The 21,259-nt window shown below is 65.7% G+C and carries 20 protein-coding genes; 8 read left to right on the forward strand and 12 right to left on the reverse strand.

Annotated elements, in window-relative coordinates; all coding sequences use genetic code 11:
• Window positions 1–119 precede the first annotated feature (119 nt).
• Together ACIA75_RS03105 and ACIA75_RS03110 are read left to right on the forward strand one after the other, a co-directional pair.
• Window positions 120–695 carry a TerD family protein gene (locus ACIA75_RS03105; protein WP_397099318.1) on the forward strand — a complete coding sequence of 192 codons (576 nt, stop codon included), beginning with the start codon at window positions 120–122 and terminating at the stop codon, window positions 693–695.
• A gap of 210 nt (window positions 696–905) precedes the next feature.
• Window positions 906–2,018 carry a DUF475 domain-containing protein gene (locus ACIA75_RS03110; RefSeq protein WP_397099321.1) on the forward strand — a complete coding sequence of 371 codons (1,113 nt, stop codon included), beginning with the start codon at window positions 906–908 and terminating at the stop codon, window positions 2,016–2,018.
• A 234-nt stretch (window positions 2,019–2,252) separates the two neighbouring features.
• Here ACIA75_RS03110 and ACIA75_RS03115 read toward each other — a convergent pair whose 3' ends face one another.
• Window positions 2,253–2,660 carry a MarR family winged helix-turn-helix transcriptional regulator gene (locus tag ACIA75_RS03115; protein ID WP_397099323.1) on the reverse strand — a complete coding sequence of 136 codons (408 nt, stop codon included), beginning with the start codon at window positions 2,658–2,660 and terminating at the stop codon, window positions 2,253–2,255.
• A gap of 104 nt (window positions 2,661–2,764) precedes the next feature.
• Between ACIA75_RS03115 and ACIA75_RS03120 the strand changes: the two genes are divergently transcribed.
• Complete coding sequence (locus ACIA75_RS03120) at window positions 2,765–3,160, forward strand: RidA family protein (protein ID WP_397099325.1); 396 nt, start codon at window positions 2,765–2,767, stop codon at window positions 3,158–3,160.
• 57 nt (window positions 3,161–3,217) lie between these two features.
• Here ACIA75_RS03120 and ACIA75_RS03125 read toward each other — a convergent pair whose 3' ends face one another.
• The 7 genes from ACIA75_RS03125 to rpsF form a co-directional block, all read right to left on the reverse strand.
• On the reverse strand, window positions 3,218–3,436 hold the full coding sequence (locus tag ACIA75_RS03125) for a hypothetical protein (RefSeq protein ID WP_397099327.1): 219 nt from the start codon (window positions 3,434–3,436) through the stop codon (window positions 3,218–3,220).
• 63 nt (window positions 3,437–3,499) lie between these two features.
• Window positions 3,500–4,222, reverse strand: a complete 723-nt coding sequence (locus ACIA75_RS03130; protein WP_397099329.1) for a hypothetical protein — start codon at window positions 4,220–4,222, stop codon at window positions 3,500–3,502.
• A gap of 363 nt (window positions 4,223–4,585) precedes the next feature.
• Window positions 4,586–5,968 carry a replicative DNA helicase gene (dnaB, locus tag ACIA75_RS03135; RefSeq protein WP_397099331.1) on the reverse strand — a complete coding sequence of 461 codons (1,383 nt, stop codon included), beginning with the start codon at window positions 5,966–5,968 and terminating at the stop codon, window positions 4,586–4,588.
• 658 nt (window positions 5,969–6,626) lie between these two features.
• Window positions 6,627–7,082: a 50S ribosomal protein L9 gene (gene rplI / locus ACIA75_RS03140; RefSeq protein ID WP_397099334.1), complete on the reverse strand. Its 456-nt coding sequence runs from the start codon at window positions 7,080–7,082 to the stop codon at window positions 6,627–6,629.
• An 18-nt stretch (window positions 7,083–7,100) separates the two neighbouring features.
• The gene (gene rpsR, locus ACIA75_RS03145; protein WP_033246575.1) at window positions 7,101–7,352 is read right to left on the reverse strand and encodes a 30S ribosomal protein S18; all 252 of its coding nucleotides are present in this window, start codon (window positions 7,350–7,352) and stop codon (window positions 7,101–7,103) included.
• Between the two features lie 55 nt (window positions 7,353–7,407).
• Window positions 7,408–7,950, reverse strand: a complete 543-nt coding sequence (locus tag ACIA75_RS03150; protein WP_397099336.1) for a single-stranded DNA-binding protein — start codon at window positions 7,948–7,950, stop codon at window positions 7,408–7,410.
• A 96-nt stretch (window positions 7,951–8,046) separates the two neighbouring features.
• Window positions 8,047–8,334 carry a 30S ribosomal protein S6 gene (gene rpsF / locus ACIA75_RS03155; protein ID WP_357243570.1) on the reverse strand — a complete coding sequence of 96 codons (288 nt, stop codon included), beginning with the start codon at window positions 8,332–8,334 and terminating at the stop codon, window positions 8,047–8,049.
• Window positions 8,335–8,626: 292 nt separating this feature from the next.
• On the opposite strand from rpsF, the gene ACIA75_RS03160 reads away from it, so the two are divergent.
• Window positions 8,627–10,024: a glycosyltransferase family 87 protein gene (locus tag ACIA75_RS03160; RefSeq protein ID WP_397099339.1), complete on the forward strand. Its 1,398-nt coding sequence runs from the start codon at window positions 8,627–8,629 to the stop codon at window positions 10,022–10,024.
• Between the two features lie 168 nt (window positions 10,025–10,192).
• Window positions 10,193–11,320, forward strand: a complete 1,128-nt coding sequence (locus ACIA75_RS03165; protein ID WP_397099341.1) for a nitronate monooxygenase — start codon at window positions 10,193–10,195, stop codon at window positions 11,318–11,320.
• Between the two features lie 191 nt (window positions 11,321–11,511).
• On the opposite strand, the gene ACIA75_RS03170 is transcribed toward ACIA75_RS03165, so the two are convergent.
• Entirely contained in the window at window positions 11,512–12,300 is a 789-nt protein-coding gene (locus tag ACIA75_RS03170) for a GntR family transcriptional regulator (RefSeq protein ID WP_397099343.1), read from the reverse strand.
• Window positions 12,301–12,441: 141 nt separating this feature from the next.
• Between ACIA75_RS03170 and ACIA75_RS03175 the strand changes: the two genes are divergently transcribed.
• Window positions 12,442–13,815: an ABC1 kinase family protein gene (locus ACIA75_RS03175; protein ID WP_397099345.1), complete on the forward strand. Its 1,374-nt coding sequence runs from the start codon at window positions 12,442–12,444 to the stop codon at window positions 13,813–13,815.
• A gap of 95 nt (window positions 13,816–13,910) precedes the next feature.
• On the opposite strand, the gene ACIA75_RS03180 is transcribed toward ACIA75_RS03175, so the two are convergent.
• Complete coding sequence (locus ACIA75_RS03180; protein WP_397099347.1) at window positions 13,911–14,510, reverse strand: GDSL-type esterase/lipase family protein; 600 nt, start codon at window positions 14,508–14,510, stop codon at window positions 13,911–13,913.
• A 118-nt stretch (window positions 14,511–14,628) separates the two neighbouring features.
• On the opposite strand from ACIA75_RS03180, the gene ACIA75_RS03185 reads away from it, so the two are divergent.
• Complete coding sequence (locus tag ACIA75_RS03185) at window positions 14,629–17,013, forward strand: YbhN family protein (protein ID WP_397099349.1); 2,385 nt, start codon at window positions 14,629–14,631, stop codon at window positions 17,011–17,013.
• 67 nt (window positions 17,014–17,080) lie between these two features.
• On the opposite strand, the gene fadD5 is transcribed toward ACIA75_RS03185, so the two are convergent.
• The gene (gene fadD5, locus ACIA75_RS03190; RefSeq protein ID WP_397099351.1) at window positions 17,081–18,646 is read right to left on the reverse strand and encodes a fatty-acid--CoA ligase FadD5; all 1,566 of its coding nucleotides are present in this window, start codon (window positions 18,644–18,646) and stop codon (window positions 17,081–17,083) included.
• A gap of 332 nt (window positions 18,647–18,978) precedes the next feature.
• Between fadD5 and ACIA75_RS03195 the strand changes: the two genes are divergently transcribed.
• Entirely contained in the window at window positions 18,979–19,953 is a 975-nt protein-coding gene (locus ACIA75_RS03195) for an NAD(P)H-dependent flavin oxidoreductase (protein WP_397099354.1), read from the forward strand.
• Between the two features lie 114 nt (window positions 19,954–20,067).
• On the opposite strand, the gene ACIA75_RS03200 is transcribed toward ACIA75_RS03195, so the two are convergent.
• The gene (locus ACIA75_RS03200) at window positions 20,068–21,021 is read right to left on the reverse strand and encodes an MBL fold metallo-hydrolase (RefSeq protein ID WP_397099356.1); all 954 of its coding nucleotides are present in this window, start codon (window positions 21,019–21,021) and stop codon (window positions 20,068–20,070) included.
• Window positions 21,022–21,259: the final 238 nt, after the last annotated feature.

Below are 21,259 nucleotides of genomic sequence, written 5' to 3' on the forward strand. Positions count from 1 at the left end.
CCGGAGCCGAATGACCGCATGACGCTACGCAACTTCACCGAAAACCACTACTGTCGTTTCCGTACCCGGCGATTTCGGACATGCTGGGAATCGCAGACAACTACGAAAGGGAATCCCGCATGGGTGTCAGTTTGTCCAAGGGCGGCAACGTCTCGCTGAGCAAGGCGGCTCCGGGGCTCACCGCGGTCGCCGTCGGCCTCGGCTGGGATGTGCGCACCACCACGGGCACCGACTTCGACCTCGACGCCAGCGCGATCGCCACCGGAGCCGACAAGAAGGTCGTATCCGACCAGCACTTCGTGTTCTTCAACAACCTGAAGTCGCCCGAGGGCGCCATCGAACACATCGGCGACAACACCACCGGTGAGGGTGAGGGCGACGACGAGGTCATCAACGTCGATCTCGCGAACACCCCACCGACGATCGAGAGCATCTTCTTCCCGGTCTCGATCTACGAGGCCGACGGCCGTTCGCAGTCCTTCGGGCAGGTGCGCAACGCCTACATCCGCGTGGTGAACCGGGCGAACGGCGAGGAGCTGGCCCGCTACGACCTGTCGGAGGATGCCTCCACCGAAACCGCCATGGTGTTCGGCGAGCTGTACCGCAACGGCGCCGAGTGGAAGTTCCGCGCCATCGGCCAGGGCTACGCGTCCGGGCTGGCCGGTATCGCCCGCGACTACGGCGTCAACGTCTGACGATCCGCGCCTCCGGGTAGCGTGAGGGGGTCCGGTGACGGGCCCCCTCACTTTCGGCCTCCGCAGTGAGCCGGAGGGGGACAAATTGGACAAATAGGCGGTGGGCGGCAACGCTGGTGACCAAGAGGTCGCCGACACCGCCGACCAGGTTTCTCGTTAAGGGCCGGGATACCGACCGCAGTCCGGCCACCGCACACGAAAGGTCCCAGCGTGGTCCTGCGCATATTCGGTTTTTCCATAGTCGTGACAGTGCTGTCGCTGGGGGTGGCCTTCCTCTACGGCGGTCCGACCGCCCTGGCGCTCTGCCTGATCCTCGGCATCCTCGAAGTCTCCCTCTCGTTCGACAACGCCGTGATCAATGCCACCGTCTTGGAAAAGATGAGTGAGTTCTGGCAGAAGATCTTCCTCACCATCGGCATCCTGATCGCCGTCTTCGGTATGCGGCTGATCTTCCCGCTGGCCATCGTGTGGATCACCGCGGGCTTGAACCCGATCGAAGCCTTCGACCTGGCCCTGAACCCGCCTCCCGGCGACGCGGAGTACTTCCCGGACGGTAGCCCCAGCTACGAAACCCTGCTCACCGCCGCCCATCCGCAGATCGCGGCGTTCGGCGGCATGTTCCTGGCGATGCTGTTCCTGAACTTCATCTTCGAGGACCGGGAAATCAAATGGTTGTCTTGGCTGGAACGACCGCTGGCCAAGGCGGGCAAGCTGGACATGGTGTCGGTGGTCGTGGCGGGAATCGGCCTGGTGCTGTCGGCGGAGTTCCTCGCGCACGACGACACCCGCTCCACCGTGCTGCTGGCCGGCCTGCTCGGCATGATCCTCTACATCGCCGTCGACGGGCTGGGTTCGATGTTCCACGTCGAGGAACAGGCCGAAAACGCGTCCGGCGGACCGTCCGAACTGGCCAAGGCCACCGGTAAGGCCGGGTTCTTCCTGTTCCTCTACCTCGAAGTCCTGGACGCCTCGTTCTCCTTCGACGGTGTGATCGGCGCCTTCGCCATCACCGCCGACCCGATCATCATCGCGCTGGGCCTGGGCCTGATCGGCGCCATGTTCGTCCGGTCGATCACCGTCTACCTGGTGCGCAAGGGCACGCTGAACGAATACGTGTACCTCGAGCACGGCGCCCACTGGGCGATCGGCGCCCTGGCGCTGATCCTGCTGATCACGGTCGGCGATATCCACGTCCACGAACTCGTCACCGGCCTCATCGGTGTCGCGTTCATCGGCGCCGCGGTGATCTCCAGCATCAGCCGCAACCGCAAGGAAGACGAACCGAAGGAGCCCGCTACCTCGGAGCCCACTCCGGTAGCCTGACCTCGAACTGAGTCGAAGACCGCGGGAGCGGACCGTCACGGTCCGCTCCCGCGGTTCGTTCACCCTTCGGGAGGTTCCGAGGTCGAGCAGCCTGTCCCGGGGGCAGGTGTCCAACCGGCGCCGGAACGCTCGACGATCGAACCCCACTGCTCCGCATGCCGGGCTACGGCACCGCCCTCGGCGGCGCGGCGGGACCGAGGACCCTAGGCGAGCGACCGTTGATCAGTCCGTGATTCACATGCGGAGCTTGGCGGCGAATTCGCTGACCCGGGTATCCGCGGAAGCCTCGTCCAATGCCTCGGTCAAGGCTTGCCGGTAGGCCGGCTCGGCCTCTTTCTGCAGAGCCCGCCCCTTATCGGTGATGACGGTGTAGACGCCCCGCCGGTCATTGGGGCACAGATCGCGACGGGTGAGTCCCCCGGATTCCAGGCGGGCGACCAGGCGGCTGACCGAGCTCTGGTTGAGGCCGATGAGTTCGGCCAACTCCTGCATACGCAGTTCGCCATCGGCGGCGTGCGCGAGCCGGCACAGAGCCTGGTATTCCGACAGCCCGATACCGTGGCCACGCTGCATCACCTTGGCGAGCCGCTGGGTCACCATGCCGTGCAGCGCGACCAGCTGATCCCAGGTCGTCGTCTCCATGATCACCGCCTTCCGTATTGACAACAGAATACATGCAGTGACAACATCTGCATGTACCTACATTAATTGCATGTACATGCACTTGCCGAGAAGGACACCCCACCATGACCACCCAGCGCATCGAGAAGATCGCAACCACACCCGACTGGTATGCGCCATACAAGATCTCGCAGGCAGTCGAGGCGAACGGCCTCCTCCACGTCTCCGGGCAGGCCGGTATCGACGAGCAGGGGCGCACGGTCTCCGGCGACTTCCTGGCACAAGGACGGCAGGCGTTCGCCAATATCGAGCGCGTCCTGGCCGAGGCCGGGGCCGACCTGGGCGATGTGGTGAAGGTCGGCATCTTCGTCACCGATATGGCCACCAACCTCGACAAGGTTATTCAGCTCCGCGGGGAGTTCCTCCGCGAGCCCTACCCCGCCGACACCTTGCTCGAAGTGTCCGCCCTCGCCCAGCCCGACTGGCAGATCGAAGTCGAAGTCACCGCCCTAGCTCGCTGACCGACGACCCACAACCTCCAAGGGAAAACCCATGTCCGCCGGCCCTCTGCTGCTTCCTTACCGGCGCGGCACTCTCGACCTGCCGAACCGCATCGCGATGGCCCCGATGACCAGACGCCGCGCGAACGGCGCCAGGGGTTGATCGTCACCGAGGGCATCTACCCGAATGTTCTCGGCAAGGACGGTGCGGCCCCCCGGCCGGCAGATCTCCACCGCCCGGGGGCCGGTGGACCATGTCACGCCGCGCGCGACGACGACCGCCGAGGTCGACGCCACGATCGACGATGATCGGCAGCTGGCTCGAGGGCGGACAGACTGGATCTCCGATCCGACGCGACCTCACGTTCCCGGCGACGCCACCTGATGACGGGCGGCGTCGTACCGCTCGAAATATGCCTGACCCACCGCGAAAACGCCGCGTTGCGGCAGCCAGAATTCGCCCAGACTCGTTTGCTCGGGCAACGGCCCGGGTGGACCGATATCGGCACCGTCGATATGGGCCACACTGTTGTCGACCGTCCACAGCATCCGCGGGTTGGTCCGGAACCACTGACCGTTCGGCGCGGTCCCACGCAACCGCACCCGCCCGACGCCCAGCGCCGGACCCGCTATCCGCGACATCATCGACAGCACAGCGGGGTTGCGCCACAGAGCCGAGGGCATCATGGCACCGAGACCCGTCATAGCCTTCGTCGCCACCGATCGGCCCAGCTCGATATCCCAGACCAGCACGTCCGGTATCTCGACCGTCAACGTGAAGGGGCCTGTCCAGGTCACCGCGATGTTCTCGACCCGTGCATCCGCCAGTGCGGAACCGTAATAGCGGCCACAGCTCGCCTCCGGGGACACACTGCTGTAGATGACCCATTGCCCGGCCGGGTCGCGATGCCATACCGACTCGTATCCCGGACCGATCGAACTGGCAGCGAAATGCCGGAAAGCCAGATAGTGGCCACTCGCGAACGGCAGCCCCATCACTCCGTATCCGGCGAATCGCTCTTGGTCCGCACCGGGTGGGAGCGCCGGATCGGTTTCGGCGATCGATCGTGGGCTGTCGGTCATGGCCGTCCTCCTCGACGAGCAGGGCCCCGCATCCACCAACCCTACGTCGCCGCGTCCCAGCCGGGAACGACCGAGACGAGCACAAAGTCAGCACCACCAGGAAACCGACCGTGAACAGCCAGTCGCCCGGCCCGGCGGTGGGCCGGAAACCGACAAGCAGCGCGACATCGAGCAGTTGATTCGCGCTGATCCCGGGTGAAACCGAGATTGCTGAGCGTCGAGCCTTCAGAGTCTGTCCTGCTGTGCCGACGAACCGCGCTCAGGGTGTCGGCGGTGTAGAAATCTCAAAACCGTGGCACATGTGCCAAGTCGGCGACACTCACTCTGTTTCTGCGACACGAGTTTTGAGATCCTACAGCTGGATCAGCCGCGCGCCATATCCACGAAGCGCGACAGATGCAACTGATGAGCGACGGTGATCGTCGCCGTCGGCCCGTTGCGGTGCTTACCCAGAATCAGGTCCGCCTCCCCACCTCGCGGGTCGTCACGTTCGAACGCATCAGGCCGGTGCAGCAGGATCACCATATCCGCATCCTGTTCCAAGGATCCTGATTCACGCAGGTCAGAGACCTGTGGGCGCTTATCCGTGCGCTGCTCCGGTCCGCGGTTCAGCTGACTGATCGCGATCACCGGCACTTCCAACTCTTTCGCCAGCAGTTTGAGATGCCGGGAGAATTCGGAGACTTCCTGCTGACGTGATTCGACCTTCTTACCGGAACTCATCAGCTGGAGGTAGTCCACCACAACGAGTTTCAGATCGTGCCGTTGCTTGAGCCGCCGTGCTTTGGCGCGGATCTCCATCATCGTGAGATTCGGTGAATCGTCCACGAACAGCGGCGCTTCGCTGATCTCGCTCATCCGCCGCGCCAGCTTGGTCCAGTCGTCATCGCTCATCCGCCCGGACCGCATATCCCCGAGCTTGATCTTCGCCTCCGCGGACAGCAGTCGCATGACGATCTCGGTTCGGCTCATCTCCAGCGAGAAGATGACACTCGCCAGCCCGTGCCGAATCGAGCAACTGCGCATGAAATCCATTCCCAGCGTCGATTTACCAACCCCGGGTCGAGCCGCGACGATGATCATCTGGCCCGGGTGCAGGCCGTTGGTGATCTCGTCCAGTTCAGTGAATCCGGTGGGGACACCGAGGGAGATCCCGCCGCGGGAGGCGATGGAGTCGATTTCGTCCATGGTGGGCTGGAGGAGGTCTTCCAGCGGGAGGAAATCCTCGGCGGTCCGGCGTTCGGTGACCTCATAGACCTCGGCTTGGGCCCGGTCGACCACCTCGGCCACATCTTGGCCGTCGGCGCCGGCATAGCCGTACTGCACGATGCGGGTACCGGCCTCCACCAGGCGGCGCAGGATGGCCTTCTCGGCGACGATCTCGGCGTAGTAGCCGGCATTCGCGGCGGTGGGGACGGTCTGGGTGAGGGTGACCAGATAGGGGGCGCCGCCGATACGCTTGAGCTCGCCGCTGCGGTCCAGGCCGGCGGCAACGGTCACCGGGTCGGCGGGTTCACCGCGACCGTAGAGGTCGAGGATCGCATCGTAGACCGCTTGGTGGGCGGGGCGGTAGAAATCGCCGGAGCGCAGAACCTCGACCACATCGGCGATAGCGTCCTTGCTGAGCAGCATGCCGCCCAGGACCGACTGTTCGGCGGCCATATCGTGCGGGGGCTGGCGCCCGAAGTCCTCGCCGGGCGGCTCGGGCGGGAAGTCCGTATGCCCGCGGTCATCGACGACTGCCATCAGACTCGACCGTCCTCTCCTCCAGACCGGACGCACCCTTTTGCCGACTGGTTCTACCGCATGGGTCCGACAGGTTCGCCGGAGCGGGAAGTATCTGTGACCTGTGGTCAGGCATCCCAGCTATCACCCAGAAAGGTCCGCTCCGCCGGTTTGCGGCGCGGCTTTGACGATGGTGCTGCGATGAACCTAGGCGAGGTTCTATCCACATGCCAAACGACCCTGTGCACAGACCTGTGGATAACCTGGGGATAGTTCACCTCTGGTTGTGCACAACTTGTGGAGAACTTGGGGAAAACGCAGGTCAGCCGTCAAAAATCCCCAGCTAGACAGGGATTTTCTCGGTCAACGCAGTGTGGATAAACAAAGTCTCGGCGTGTCGGGGTTGTTGAACAGCCGGGCGTGTTGAGTTAACGGATAGACGAACAGATATGACCTGGATCACAATACGGCCGGTTGGTTTTGCTATTGATCCACAGGTTTCCGACCTTGTGGATAACACAGAAGCAACCAGAACCGACGGCAACGGCACGGCCGGAGTCATCCGTTCGTCGACAGAACTCAGCTAATTGCTGGCTAATATCCCCCACGGAGAGCAAAGCACTCCAACCGGGGATCACGCAGGTGCGTGATCCCCGGTTGGAGTCAGCCGAGACCGCGATCAGCTCGCGGCCACGACCTCCAAGGCAAATTTCGCGGCGACATCCGGGTGCAGATGCACCGTGACCTGATGCTTACCGGTGGCCTTGATATGCGCTTTCGGCAGTTCGATGCTGCGCTTGTCCAGAACCGGGCCGCCGGCCGACTTGATCGCCGAAGCGATATCGGACTGGGTGACCGAGCCGAACAGCTTGCCGGTACCGGCGGTCTTGACCGACAGCGACACACCTTCCAGGCCCTCGATGGCCTGCTTCAGCTCGTTCGCATGGCCGAGGTCACGCACCCGGCGGGCCTCCTGGGCCCGGCGAATGCCCTCGACCTGCTTCTGGGCACCACGGGAGGCAACGATCGCCAGCCCGCGGGGCAGCAGGTAGTTACGGCCGTAGCCGTCCTTGACCTCAACGGTGTCGCCGGGAGCGCCGAGATTGTCGACGTCGGCAGTCAGGATGAGCTTCATATGCTTGACCGACCTTTCTCAGCGAGCCGTCGAAACGTAGGGCAGCAGCGCCATCTCACGCGAGTTCTTCACCGCGATGGCGATATCGCGCTGGTGCTGCACGCAGTTGCCGGTCACCCGGCGGGCACGGATCTTACCGCGCTCACTGACGTACTTGCGCAGCAGCGGCGCATCCTTGTAGTCGATATTGACAGGTCCGGTCTTGCTTTCTTTGCAGAAAGTGCAAGCCTTCTTCTTGAGCACCTTTTCGCGCGCCGGTGCCTTGGCCATTTTCGTTCACTCCGTTTTCTTGGTGACCCGCCGACGCGGGCCGATGCGGGCCGTCTCAGAACGGCGGTTCATCGTCCATCCGGCCGCCGCCCCCGAAGGAGCCGGCCGCGGGCGCGCTACCCCACGGGTCTTCTGCTGCGCCCTGCTCGGACCGTCCGCCGCCACTGTTGCCGGCGTTGTAGTTTCCACCACCACCGCTGTTGGAACCGAATCCACCACCGCCGCCACCGCGACTGGTCTTGTTGACCTTCGCCGTCGCGTACTTCAGCGAAGGACCGACCTCGTCGACCTCGAGCTCGACGACCGTGCGCTTCTCACCCTCGCGGGTTTCGTAGGAGCGCTGCTTGAGCCGTCCGCTGACGATCACCCGGGCGCCCCTGGTCAGGCTTTCGGCGACATTCTCCGCCGCGTCCCGCCAGATATTGCAGCGCAGGAACAGCGCCTCGCCGTCTTTCCACTCGTTGGTATTACGGTCGAAAATGCGGGGCGTCGATGCGACGGTGAAATTCGCAACCGCCGCGCCCGCGGGCGTGAATCGAAGCTCGGGGTCGGCCGTCAGATTTCCGATGACCGTGATGACGGTGTCGCCTGCTGCCATGGTGGGTTCCTCCTGCTCGGTGTGCAGTCCGAGTGCACTCGCTTGTTGCGCTAGAGCCTAGAGACAGACTCCGACGAAACCGCGATGCCGCCGGAACTACTTTTCGTTGCGCAGAACCTTGGTGCGCAGCACCTGCTCGTTGAGGCCCAACTGGCGGTCGAGTTCGCTCACTGTGGCGGGCTCGGCGGTCAGATCGACGACCGCGTAGATGCCTTCGGCCTGTTTACGAATCTCATAGGCGAGGCGCTTACGGCCCCAGATATCGACCTTGTCGATTTTTCCGCCCTCGGTCTTCACAACGTTGAGCATCGTGTCCAGGGACGGCCCGACGGTGCGCTCGTCCATGCTCGGATCGAGGATGACCATTACTTCATAATGACGCACGAACCAATCACCTCCTGTGGTCTGTGATCGGCCACGGACGGTCCGTGGCAGGAGGTCGTCGCGTCAGCAACCGGGCAAGAGTACCTGAGGGGGCAGGTCACTGCGAAATCGATCTCGCGGGCGGGGCCGGGCGGATTCCGCATGATGTCGCGCCCGGTTTCCCAGCACCAGGAATCGGCCGGAATTCACCCCGTGAGCGCCGCGGCGACCTGGCGTTATGACCGTTCGGAGCCGTGCCGGCGTCCAGGCCGCACCGCACTCGACCGTGGCGAAGGCCACTAGGGTGATCGGTATGTCGATCGGAGCGACCGCGCGCGCGTTCGCGTCCGGTCACGTTTCCCGGCAGACGACAGCGGTGACCGCGGCGGTATTGCTGTGCGTAATGACCCTGGCCGTGGCTTTTCTCAACAAGGCTCGTTGCGCGGGCGCGCCGTTCCGGGCCGATGGGCGCAGTGTCGCGTTCGACTATGTCAAAGATGCGCGGGTCTGCTATTCCGATATCCAGTTTCTCTGGCTGGGCCGCGATATCGATCAGCATATTTTTCCGTATATCCACGGCGGTATCACTGCCGACGGATCGCTGACGGGCGGCGCGGTGGAGTATCCGGTGCTCAGTGGCCTGTTGATGTGGCTGGGCGCGCTGGGCGCGGACAACGATGCGATGTTCCTGCTGCATTCGGCCCTGCTGCTGACCCCGTTCGCCCTGCTGACCGCATGGTTGCTGGCCCGGCTGGCAGGACGCGCCGCCCTGCTGTGGGCGGTGAGTCCACCGCTGGTGCTGTACGCGTTCCACAACTGGGAACTACCGGTGGTCTGCACGACCGTGGTCGCGATGGCGGTGATGACGTTGTCGCGCCGGGCGTTGCGGTCCCGCGCGGTGCTCGCCGCGACCCTGCTGGGGCTGGGCTTCTGTTTCAAGATCTATCCGGCGATCTTCGTGATTCCGCTGATGCTGTACGTGCTCACCGGCGGCGATCGGCGGGATGCCGGGGCGCGTCCCGATATCCGGGGTGCGCTGTGGACCGGTGGCGCCGCCGTCGCGACGGTCCTGGCGGTGAACCTGCCCTTCGCGATCGCCGGCTTCGACGGCTGGCGCGCGTCGATCGAGTTCCAGCAGCAACGGCAGGCCGATATCACGACGAATTCGATCTGGTTCTGGGGTCTGCGGCCGCTGTTCGGTACGGACCGGGTCGGGACGGCGGCATTCGCCGATACCGTGGCGATCGCGTCTCCGGCGCTTATCCTCGCGTCCTTCGCGCTGGCCCTGTGGGTCGGTCACCGGCGCTATACGGAAATGGGCGTCTACCCGTGGATCGGTGTCAGCGGGGCGATGCTGTGCGGGTTCCTGGTCTTCCACAAGGTGCATTCCCCGCAGTACACCCTGTGGTTGATTCCGTTCCTGGTGGTCCTGGCGGTGCCGTGGCCGGTGGTGTGGAGTTATCTGGTCGCCGATATCGCGATCGGGGTGGGCGTCTTCCGCTACTTCTACGCGATGGGGACCGGACATTCGGTCGAACTGATGGAGGCGGTGGTGCGCTTCGGGGTCTGGGGGCGGGCCACGCTGCTGGTCTTTCTGTTCGCGCTCTTCCTGAAGGTCCCGGAGCGTATCCCGCGGGAACCGGCGGCGGCCCCCGATACGCGAGAGAAACCGCCCGGAACGGTGACCGGACCGGCGAATCGGTTCCATTAAAACTAGAACGTGTTACATTCAAGGTATGGCACCTGTCGGGCTCGCACGCACCAGTTGCCCGTACCCACGGCACCCGGCGCATTCGGCCCTGAGAGGTGACTGCGGCCGGACCGGCCGCCGCGCGGCAATTATGTAACTTGTTCCAGGCATAGGGAGACCAGCACCGCCATGCGTACCGATATCTGCGACCGGCTGGGGATCGAGTTCCCCATCTTCGCCTTCACCCACTGCCGCGACGTGGCGGCCGCGGTCAGCAACGCCGGTGGTCTCGGCGTGCTCGGCGCGGTCGGGTTCACCGCTGAACAGCTCGAAGTCGAGCTGGCCTGGTTGGACGAGCACGTCGGCGACAACCCCTACGGTGTCGACCTGGTGATTCCGTCCAAGTACGAGGGCAAGGGCATCGACGGGCTCTCGCCCGAGGAGCTCGAGTCGGAACTCGCCAAGCATGTACCGCAGGGCCACCGCGATTTCGCCGAGAAGATCCTCGCCGACCACGGCGTCCCGAAGCTGCCTGAAGAAGAAGTGCATCCGCAGTTGCTCGGCTGGACCGCCACCACCGCGGCGCCGCAGGTCGAGGTGATCCTGAGGCATCCGAAAGCGAAGCTCGTCGCCAATGCCCTGGGCACCCCGCCGCCGGAGTTCGTCTCACAGATCCAGGACTCCGGCCGCCTCATCGGCGCGCTGTGCGGTTCGGTCAAACACGCCATGAACCACAAGAACGCCGGGCTGGACTTCGTGGTCTGCCAGGGCACCGAGGGCGGCGGCCACTGTGGCGAGGTCTCCTCGCTGGTGCTGTGGCCGCAGGTCATCGACGCCGTGGGTGACCTGCCGGTGCTGGCCGCGGGTGGTATCGGCGACGGCCGGCAGGTCGCGGCCGCGATGGCGATGGGCGCGGCGGGCGCGTGGACCGGTTCCATCTGGCTGACCGTGGAAGAGGCGAATGTGCCGCCCGCGCAGATGAAGACCTACATCGACGCCACCAGCCACGACACCATCCGCTCCCGCGCCTGGACCGGTAAGCCGGCCCGCATGCTGCGCAACGACTGGACCGATGCCTGGGAATCGGAAGGCACCCCGGACCCGCTGCCCATGCCGCTGCAGATGATGGTGGCGCTGGACGGCGTCAAGCGCGGTCACCGCTACCCGGAAGCCGCCAAGGACGTGAACTTCAATCCGGTCGGCCAGGTGGTCGGCATGATGAACAAGACGGAACGCTCCGCCGATGTGATGAACCGCCTCATCGAGGAGTACGTCACCGCCTGCGAACGGCTGAACAAGCTCAACGACGCCGGATAGCAGCCGCTACCGAACCACAACAATCATGAGCAGGCCCGCACCGGATTCCGGAGTGGGCCTGCTCATGATTGTGCTCGAGTGGGCCGAGGTCCCGTAGCGCCGATCGAAACGTGCCCAGCGGCGGTGCCGAGTTCAGCGAGGCCCTTGGAGGTTTTGGCCCGGCCCGCGCCAGCGCGCCAAAAGACGCAGATTCACGCGGAAGCGGCGTGGACCTCCGGCTGCCCCTGGGTTTCGACCAGTTCCTCGAACCGGGCGATGACCTTGTTGTGATAGATCCCGAAAAGATCTTCGAACAGAGCGAGCTGGGCGGGCGAGGGGCCGGATTCCGATTCCCATACCGCGATCAGTGCCCGCCATACGAGAACGTGCAGATCGGCCGCGCCCGCGAAGTACGCCTCAACGGCTTGCGGTACCTCGAGGACCATTTCGCCGATCGAGTTCAGGATGGCGCGCTGCATACTGGATTCGAGGGCGACCAGAAGACGCCGGACGATACCGATTTCGATGGCGAGAATGCGGCGATGATCGGGGACGTCCAGGCGGGCCAGTGTTTCCAGCGCATCGACCTCGGCCTTCAGTTCGGCGAGGTCGAATCCGGCGTCGACGGGACCGCCGTGCGCCGCGCCGGTGTAGGCGAGCAACGCGTCCATGACGATCCCGCGCTCGACCTCGACGATATCCCGGAACATCTCGATCGCGACGTCGGGCATCGGGATGGAGAACCGGAAGAGGTGCCGGTAGACATCCAGGCCGCCCGCGGAGCGCACCTCGCGGATGGTGAAACCCTTACCGCGCCGGGCTTCCACGAAACCGTAGGATTCCAACCGGCCGAGCGTGAGCTGCGCGGTGGCCCGGTTCATTTCGAACTCGTCGGCCACCTGGCGCACCGAGGGCATCAGCTCACCCGGTTGATACTCCCCTGCGGCGACCCGCCGTGCCAGTTCGTCGGCAACATCGGCGACCACCGTGCGGGACCCCATGGATACACCTCTTTCGGCATCGTTACGTCCCAGACAGTCTATGCACAAATATGCCAGACTGCACGGGAGAACAAGCGATTCGGTTCAGGGGATCACGAAGCATCACCACGCAGGGCTTCGCCCATACCTGGAGGACACAGTATGAGCGGTCGACGGGATCCCGGCCCGCTGCCTTCGCGGCCGGCGCTGCGCAGCGCCAAACTCATGGCACTGCCGGTCGCGTACGCGGGCCGGCAGGCCGCGGGAGCCGGGCGCCGGGCGCTCGGCCGGCCCGCGCGGGAAGTGAACCGGGAGATCCAGTCCCGCACCGCCGAGCATATGTTCGCTGTGCTGGGCGAGCTGAAGGGCTGCGCGGCCAAACTCGGGCAGTTGCTGGCCATTTATCAGCTCGCGCTACCGCGCGATCTCGCGGCGCCGTACCAGGCCGCACTGACCCGGCTGCAGGATTCGGCACCGGTGATGCTGCCGGCCACCGTGCACGGCGTCCTGGCCGAACATCTGGGGCCACAGTGGCGTGATCTGTTCCAGGAGTTCGACGATCGACGGGCCGCGGCCGCATCGATCGGCCAGGTGCATCGCGGGGTCTGGCACGACGGGCGCGAGGTCGCGGTGAAGGTGATGTACCCGGGGGCTCGCGCCGCGGTGGAATCGGATCTGGTGCAGCTACGGCGTATGTCGTTCCTGGCCTCGGTGCTACTGCCCGGCGCCGATGTGAAATCGGTGACCGAGGCGCTGTGTGAGAGTGTGCGCGCGGAATTGGATTACGCGGGCGAAGCCGATACGCAGCGCGCCTTCGCCGCCGAGTACCGGGGCAGCGACGAGTTCTTCGTTCCGGAAGTGCTGGAACAGCGGGGCGACGTGCTGGTTTCGGAATGGGTGCGCGGTACCCCCGCCACCCGGATCGTCAGCTCGGGCAGCCGGGAGCAGCGCGACCGGGTCGGCGAGTTGACGATGCGGTTCGTGCTGACCGGCTGGGAGCGGCACGGATTCCTGTATTGCGACCCGCATCCCGGCAATCTGTGGCTGCTGCCGGACGGACGGCTGGGAGTTGCCGATTTCGGCGCCTGCGCGCCGTGGCCGCATCCGGGGTTCACCGATTTGACGGTGCAGATGTGCGACGCGATTCTCAACGGCGGGCCGGCCGCGCTGGAGACAGCTGTGCGTGCACACGGATTCGCCCTGCCGGGACGGGATTTCGACGCCGTCGCGCTGGATACCGCGCTCGCGGCGTGTGGTGAACCGGTTCGGCACGACCGGTTCCGGCTCACCACGTCCTGGTTGCGCAAGCAGGTGCTGCGCATCACGAGCCCGCGGCTGACCAATGTGATGCGCGAACTGACGCTACCCCCGGAGTGCACACCGTTCGCGCGGGCGTCGCTCACGATGGTCGGTACGTTGAGCCAACTGGAGAGCGAATGCGATTACGGTGCCGAGCTGGTGCGATCGGTCCCGGAACTCGCGGAGGTGTTCACCACGATGCGGCGCGGGTCGGAGCCGGGCGTACCCGCGAGCTGAGCGGGCACGCTTCGGATCGGATCGCACCGTCTGGGACATTTTCCGGTGAGGAACGGGTTTTTACGGAAAGATATCCTATCTACCCGCTGTCGTGCTCAGTAATCCAGCCATTCGCGCCATCGAGGCAGGAGCAGTTCCGCCAACACGGCGTAACCCTCCGCCCCGGGGTGTGCGCCGTCGCCCGACCGCACCTGCTCCATCCAGACCGAGTCGGCCGCCAGCCGATGACAGCTGCCGATATAGGGAACCCCGAACTCTGCACAGACCTTGTCGAAACGCTCGTCGAGGTCGGCAATCCGCCGGTTGTGCGCCGCATCGTCGACCGGAGGCGGTCCGGCCATCAGCACCGGCCACGATTCGTCACGTGCGGCCGCCAGCACCGCACGCAGATTCGCCACCGAAGTATCCACGTCCACCCGGATACCGTCGCCGGTCCGAACGGTGTCGTTGACCCCGAACGAGAACACCAGCCGACCCGCAATGCCGGCCGGCAAACGCGATCGGCATTCGACCCGCCAGCGCGCGGCGATATCGGCCGATGTCTGCCCGCGGATGCCGAGGTTGTAGGCGGTCAGTGCGAGCCCGGCCGATCGGGCATGTGCTGTCAGCCGGCCGCTCCAGCCCAGGGCTCGCGGATCTCCCTCCCCGGCGACGAAGGAATCCCCCACGAAACAGATGCGCAGATCACGGTTCACCCCATGATTCTGGCAGCGTGTTGGTGTGTATCGTCCGGCTCGGCCTCCTGCATACTCACCATTTGGTGGGCGTGGGCGGCCGGCCGGCTTCACCTCGATCCGAAAGTACCGATACGACATGCGAGTCGATGGGCGGGAGATCCCGGTAACGGGCAGCCTGCTACAACCGCTCACCCGGCGTACCAGCGATATTCTGCGTGTCGTCTTCGCAGCCGTCGGTGTGGCCGTGGTCGTCGCCGGATCCCTGATCACCCGGCCCGAATGGCTCGCGCTCGAACGCTCGGTGTCCAATATCGTCGGGTTCCTCAACTCGGACCAGTCGAACCTGGTCTATCTGGTGTACGGCATCGCCATCCTGATCCTGCCGTTCGCGATCCTGGTGGAACTGGTGTGGGGCGGGCATTGGAAACTGCTCGCCGGATACGCCACCGCGGGACTGGTCGCGGGGCTGCTGCTGTCGATCACGCCGAGCGGATTATCGGCCCCGCAATGGCATCTGCAGGTCCCGGAGAATCTGGCCGATAAAACCTTCCTCCAGCAGTTCCTCGACGATCCACGCTGGATCGCCATGCTGGCCGCGGTACTCACCGTGTCCAGCCCGTGGCTGCCGGTACGCGCCCGGCGCTGGCTGTGGGTGCTGATCCTGGCGTTCGCGCCGATACATCTGGTGGTCAGCACCGTCGTCCCGGCGCGCGCTATGTTCGGGCTCGTCCTCGGCTGGCTGGTGGGCGCGGTCATCGTCCTGTTGGTCGGAACACCGGCGCTGGAGGTTCCGCTGGACGCGGCGGTACGTCAGTTGACGCGGCGCGGTTACACCGTCAACCGGCTCACCGTCGTGCGGCCGGCCGGCCCCGGCGCGCTCATGCTGTCGGCGACGATCGAGGAACGCGAGAAGGCCCTGGTCGTCGAGCTGTACGGCAAGAACCAGCGCTCACTCAACGCGATACGCCAGCTGTGGCGCTGGCTGACCTTCCGGTCCAGCGAGACGGCCCCCCTGCACGGTTCCATGCACCGTGCCGTGGAACATCGTGCGCTGATGGCGATCGCGCTGGGGGACATGGGTGTGGCCGCACATCGGCCGGTGGCGGTCGCCGGGTTGCCGCGCGGCTGGATGCTGTACGCGCACACACTGCCCACCGGCCGCTCGATCGAACAGGATCCCGCCGATGCCGAGGCACTGGATGCGGTATGGCGAGCGCTCACGATGCTGCGTGAGCGGGGAATCTCGCACGGCGAACTACGACCGGCGCAGATCCGGGTAGTCGCGGGCGATGCCGCGTTCGGCGGTTTCACCGCCGCCGAACTGTGCGCGTCCGACGCCCAGCTCCAATCCGATATCGCCCAGCTGCTGGTGTCGATGGCGGCGGTCTTCGGGCCGGAGGCCGCAGTACGGTCGGCGATCGAAGCGCTCGGCGAGCAGACAGTGCTCACCGCCTCGCGCCGGCTGACGAAATTCGCCATGCCGCGCGGTATCCGTAACTCCATTCCCGAATGGAAGTCAGTGGTGACCGCGGCGCGCGACGAAGTGCGGACACAAACCGGCCAGGACCGGATCGAAGCGGAACAGATCACGCGGTTCAACCGCAAGAGCCTGCTGCAGCTGGCCTTGCTCATCGGCCTGGTCTACGTCGCCTACCCGTTCATCAGCGCGGTGCCCACCTTCTTCACCCAGCTCCGCGAGGCCGACTGGTGGTGGGCGCTCGCCGGATTGGCACTGTCGACGCTGACCTACCTGGGCACCGCGGCCGCGCTGTGGGCCTGCGCCTCGGGAGTGATCAAGTATTGGCCGCTGGTGCTGATGCAGATCGCGAACACCTTCGCCGCGACCACCACACCGGCCCGGGTGGGCGGTTTGGCGCTGAGTGTCCGGTTCCTGCAGAAGGGTGGGGTCGGGGCCGTCCGCGCCACCGCGGCGGTCGCATTGCAGCAGGCCGTGCAGGTGTGCACGCATATCGGGTTGCTGGTGCTGTTCAGTGTGGCCGCCGGAACCTCGGCGAACCTCTCACACTTCGTGCCTTCACCCACCGTGCTGTATCTGATCGGCGGTGTGGGGGTGGGCATCATCGGCACCTTCATGTTCGTGCCGAAACTGCGCCGCTGGCTGAACACGTCGGTGCTACCTCAGGTGCAGGAGGTGGTGGGCGAACTGGCGCGGCTGGCCCGCGACCCGAAACGCTGCGCGGTCATCGTGCTCGGGTGCGCGGCCCTCACTCTCGGCCAGGCGTTGGCGCTGTGGGCCAGCGTCCAGGCGTTCGGCGGTGGCACAACCTTCATCACCGTCACCATTGTCACGATGATCGGTGGCACCCTGGCCTCGGCCGCGCCGACGCCCGGCGGGGTGGGCGCGGTGGAGGCCGCGCTGATCGGTGGTCTGGCCGCGTTCGGCCTGCCCGCCGCGGTAGCGGTGCCCTCGGTACTGCTCTACCGGGTCCTCACCTGCTGGATCCCGGTTTTCTGCGGCTGGCAGGTCATGCGCTGGATGACCGAGAAGAACATGATCTGAAATGTGTCGCGCCGGCCCGGGTGAGCACTGGGTCTCCCGGGCCGGCGCGTACAGGTCTGCGGCGGATCTAGCCGTCGCTGCGCAGCTGCACTTTCACGACCTTGCCGCTGGCGTTGCGGGGCAACTCCGCGACGATCACCAGGTCTTTCGGGTGCTTGTAGCGGGCCAGGTTCTCGTTGAGGAACGGTTCCAGGTCCGCGAGCGTGAGCTCGTCGTCCGGATCGTTCAGGGCGACCACCGCCACCGGGACCTCGCCCCACTTCTCGTGGGCACGGCCGATGACCGCGGCCTCACGGATCTTCGGGTGCGCGAACAGGACGTTCTCCACCTCGGCGCAGTAGATGTTCTCACCGCCGGAGATGATCATGTCCTTCTTGCGGTCCACGACGTAGACGAAACCCTCGTCGTCCTGGCGCACCAGATCACCGGAGTGGAACCAACCGCCGGCGAATGCGTCCGCGGTCGCCTCCGGCTTGTTCCAGTAACCGGCCATCATGGTGGGCCCGCGGTACACGATCTCGCCGACCTCACCCGGCGCCACATCGTTCATCTCGTCGTCGACGATGCGGGCCTGGATGGTGGGGATGACCTTGCCGACCGAACCGAGCTTGCGGATGGCGTCCTTACCTTCGAGGACGCAGGTGATCGGCGACATCTCGGTCTGCCCGAACACCGCCACGTTGAACGCGTCGGGGAAGGCGTCGTCCATCGCCTTCAGCACGGTGTCGGAGGCCGGTGCGGCGCCCCAGCTGAGTGCCTTCAACGCCAGCTTGCGCTGTTTCACCGTCGGCTCGTCGCAGATCAGCTGCCACTGGGCGGGCACGCAGAACGCCGAGGTGGCCTGCTCGGCCTCGACAGCGTCCAGGAACTCGGTGGCGCTGAAGGCACCCAGGGGGTGCAGGACCGTCTTGGCACCCAGAAGGAACGCGGGGGCAAGGCTGCCGATACCGGCGATATGGAACAGCGGAGAAGTGCAGAAACCGATCGAATCCTGCTCCATCGCCAGCGCCCGGATACAGGTGAGCGCCTGGGCGTTCATATTGCCGTAGGAGAGGATGGCGCCCTTGGGACTCCCGGTGGTACCGGAGGTGTACATGATGAGGGCCGGGGTGTCCTCGGGAATATCCAGCGGAGTGTGCGCCGCGCCCTCTTCGGCGAGTGCGTCGTCGAAGCCGATGACTCCGTCGCCGCTGCTGCCACCGATCACGAAGCAGTGCTCCAGCCCGGACGCCTGCGCCTGCACCGCAGTGGCCAGCGGCTGCAGCATGGTGTCGGTGACCACCGCTTTGGCCCCGCTGTCCCCGACTATGTACGCGACCTCGGGCGGGGTGAGACGGAAGTTCACCGGAACCGCGATCGCACCCAGCGCGTTGATCCCGAACACGGCCTCGAGATATTCGGGGTAGTTGAGGGCCAGGATGATCACCCGGTCCCCGAAGCCGACCCCCCGGCGGGCGAGCGCGTCGGCGAACTTCTGCGAGCGTTCGTGCAGTTGACGCCAGGTGGTGTCGGCGCCGCGGAAACGGAGCGCCACCTCGTCCGGCCGCATCACCGCGTGCGCGGCGATCTGGTTGTTCCAGTGGTTTCGACGCGATCTGATCGGCTCGTCGAGGGCCTGCGCACCGGTGGTCATCCCACGTACTCCTCTCGGTACCGCGTGACCCACCGGAGTGTCCGGCGCCACACGCGGTGTGAACATGTCGGCAGAATAACAATTCACATCGACACCGGCAAGGAAAACGGAACCGAATAGCGGTTAATCCCGAGGAACCTGACCACGGAACAAGTTCACCCGCGCTGAACCGTGTATTTGCGATGATACCGACACTCCAGCACGTCACCCAGCTATCCAGTATGCGATCACATATGCGAATCCTGACTCACTTCCAGGGTTGATCACGCCGTGATTTCCATGGCACCATGCAGCAGGCGCGGACTATCCGCGGAAAGTAGAGGAGAGCACCGATGCTGCGGACCAGGTTCACCGAGATTTTCGGTATCGAACATCCGATCGTGCAGGGCGGAATGATGTGGGTCGGCCGGGCCGAACTCGTCGCCGCCGTGGCCAACGCCGGGGGGCTCGGTTTCATCACCGCACTCACGCAGCCCACCCCCGATGATCTCCGCCGCGAGATCGAGCGGACCCGCGAACTCACCGACAAGCCGTTCGGGGTGAACCTGACCATCCTGCCGTCGATCAACCCGCCGCCGTACGAGGAGTACGCGCGCGCGATCGTGGAAAGCGGCATCAAGATCGTGGAGACCGCAGGGAGCAACCCCGAGCCGTTCCTGCCCACCTATCGCGAGGCAGGCATCAAGGTGGTGCACAAATGCACCAGCGTCCGGCACGCGCTCAAGGCGCAGAAAATCGGTGTGGACGCCGTCAGCATCGATGGCTTCGAATGCGCCGGTCACCCTGGCGAGGACGATATTCCCGGGCTGGTCCTGATCCCGGCCGCCGCCCGCGCGCTGACCATCCCGATCATCGCGTCGGGCGGTATCGCCGACGCCCGCGGCCTGGTCGCGGCGCTGGCGCTGGGGGCCGACGGGGTGAATATGGGCACCCGGTTCCTGTGCACCCAGGAATCCTCCATCGACCAGCAGGTCAAGGAGCAGATCGTCGCCAACTCCGAGCGCGATACCCAGCTGATCTTCCGCACCATGCACAACACCGCGCGGGTTGCCGATAACGAGGTCAGCCGCAAGGTGGTCGAGATCGAGAAGGCCGGCGGCAAATTCGAAGATGTTCGCGAACTCGTCTCCGGCGCCCGCGGCCGGCGAGTATTCGAAGAAGGCGACTTGGACGCCGGGATCTGGTCGGTCGGCCTGTGCCAGGGCCTGATCGAGGACGTGCCCACCTGCGCGGACCTCATCGGCCGGATGGTCACCGAGGCCGAAGAACTGATCAGCGCCCGGCTGGCCGGATTCGTTTCCGCCTGATCCCCTGAGCCGCGCCGGGAGTATGGCGATCACTCCGGCGCCGGAGCGCGGGAAGCCGTCCGGGAAAGGTCGGCTTCCCGCGCTTCAGAAACAGCCGTGGATACCGGACCGGATTCAGTGCGCCGCCAGCGCGGCGACGGCGTCGTAATCGTGCGCGGCGACTACGTCGATATCGGCGGGTAGCGCGTGCAGCCGGTGGATGGTTTCGAAGGCCAGATCCCGGTCGGCATCGAACAATTGCCCGGGCATCGGCGCCTTCTCCCGGATCAGGTCGATCTGCAGCCGGTTCCATACCGCGTCCCCCGCCAGCAGCACCCGGCGGCCGTCGGCGGTGGCCAGCAGTACGCCGACACTGCCCGGGGTGTGTCCGGCCAGATCCACCAGCAGCACCGACCCGTCGCCGAACAGATCGAGGCTGCGTTCGAAGGTGAGGACCGGCGGACCGTCGAGCTCGAGGGGGTCCAGCGGGCGGCCCTGCAGCGGTGGCCGCACCACACCGGCCGGAGCGTGCGGACCGTCCAGCGCCCAGCTCAATTCCGCGGCGGGTAACCGGATCGGCACCGAATCGGGGAGTTCGAGCACACCCGAAATATGGTCCCAGTGCAGATGGGTCGGCAGGACGAAGTCGATACTCGCCGGATCGATATCGCGAGCGGCGAGCGCGTCGCCGAGGCCCAGTACCGGCTTGTCCGGCGCCACCAGCAGCGGAATCGGGAACGGCAGCCCCCGCAGCACCCGTTGATGCACATGGGCGCACAGTGCCGGGTCGACCAGGAACCGCGCCTTCGGATGTTCGACGATATACGCGGCCATGGCCATCGGCAGATGCCCGAGGCTGCGCACCCCCTCGGCCACGATGGCAGTCGGCGCCTGCATCCGGCCCTGCAGCAGCACGGTCAGTCCGACACTCGCCCGAGCCGGCGGCGGAGATACCGATTCCAGCCGCGCGAGCAACCGGGTATCCGCCTGCCGCGGGCGCAGGAGCCGGGCGGGTGTGGCGACCAGTGCCGCGCAACAACGCACCAGTGTCGGAAAGGTCGGGGTTCGTCCTTCGGCGGAAGCGGCCACACCGCAACGGTACCGGTCCTACCGGAACGGGGACGGCGAGAACGCATATCCGCGCGCAGCTCCGGCAGGCACGACGACGCGCCGGCGGGCTCGAAAGCCGAAGATCGCAGGAACGCATCGGCAATGCGCGGACACGGGTACCGGTGAGCGTCCGGAACCGCGCCCGCTCACCACACCGCGCTTCACCGGATCGGGCTCCGGGCAGGCAGGTCCGGTGGCGAGGAGACAGCGGGCGAAC

It is taken from the genome of Nocardia sp. NPDC051750, from assembly GCF_044453135.1.
Classification (GTDB): Bacteria; Actinomycetota; Actinomycetes; order Mycobacteriales; family Mycobacteriaceae; genus Nocardia.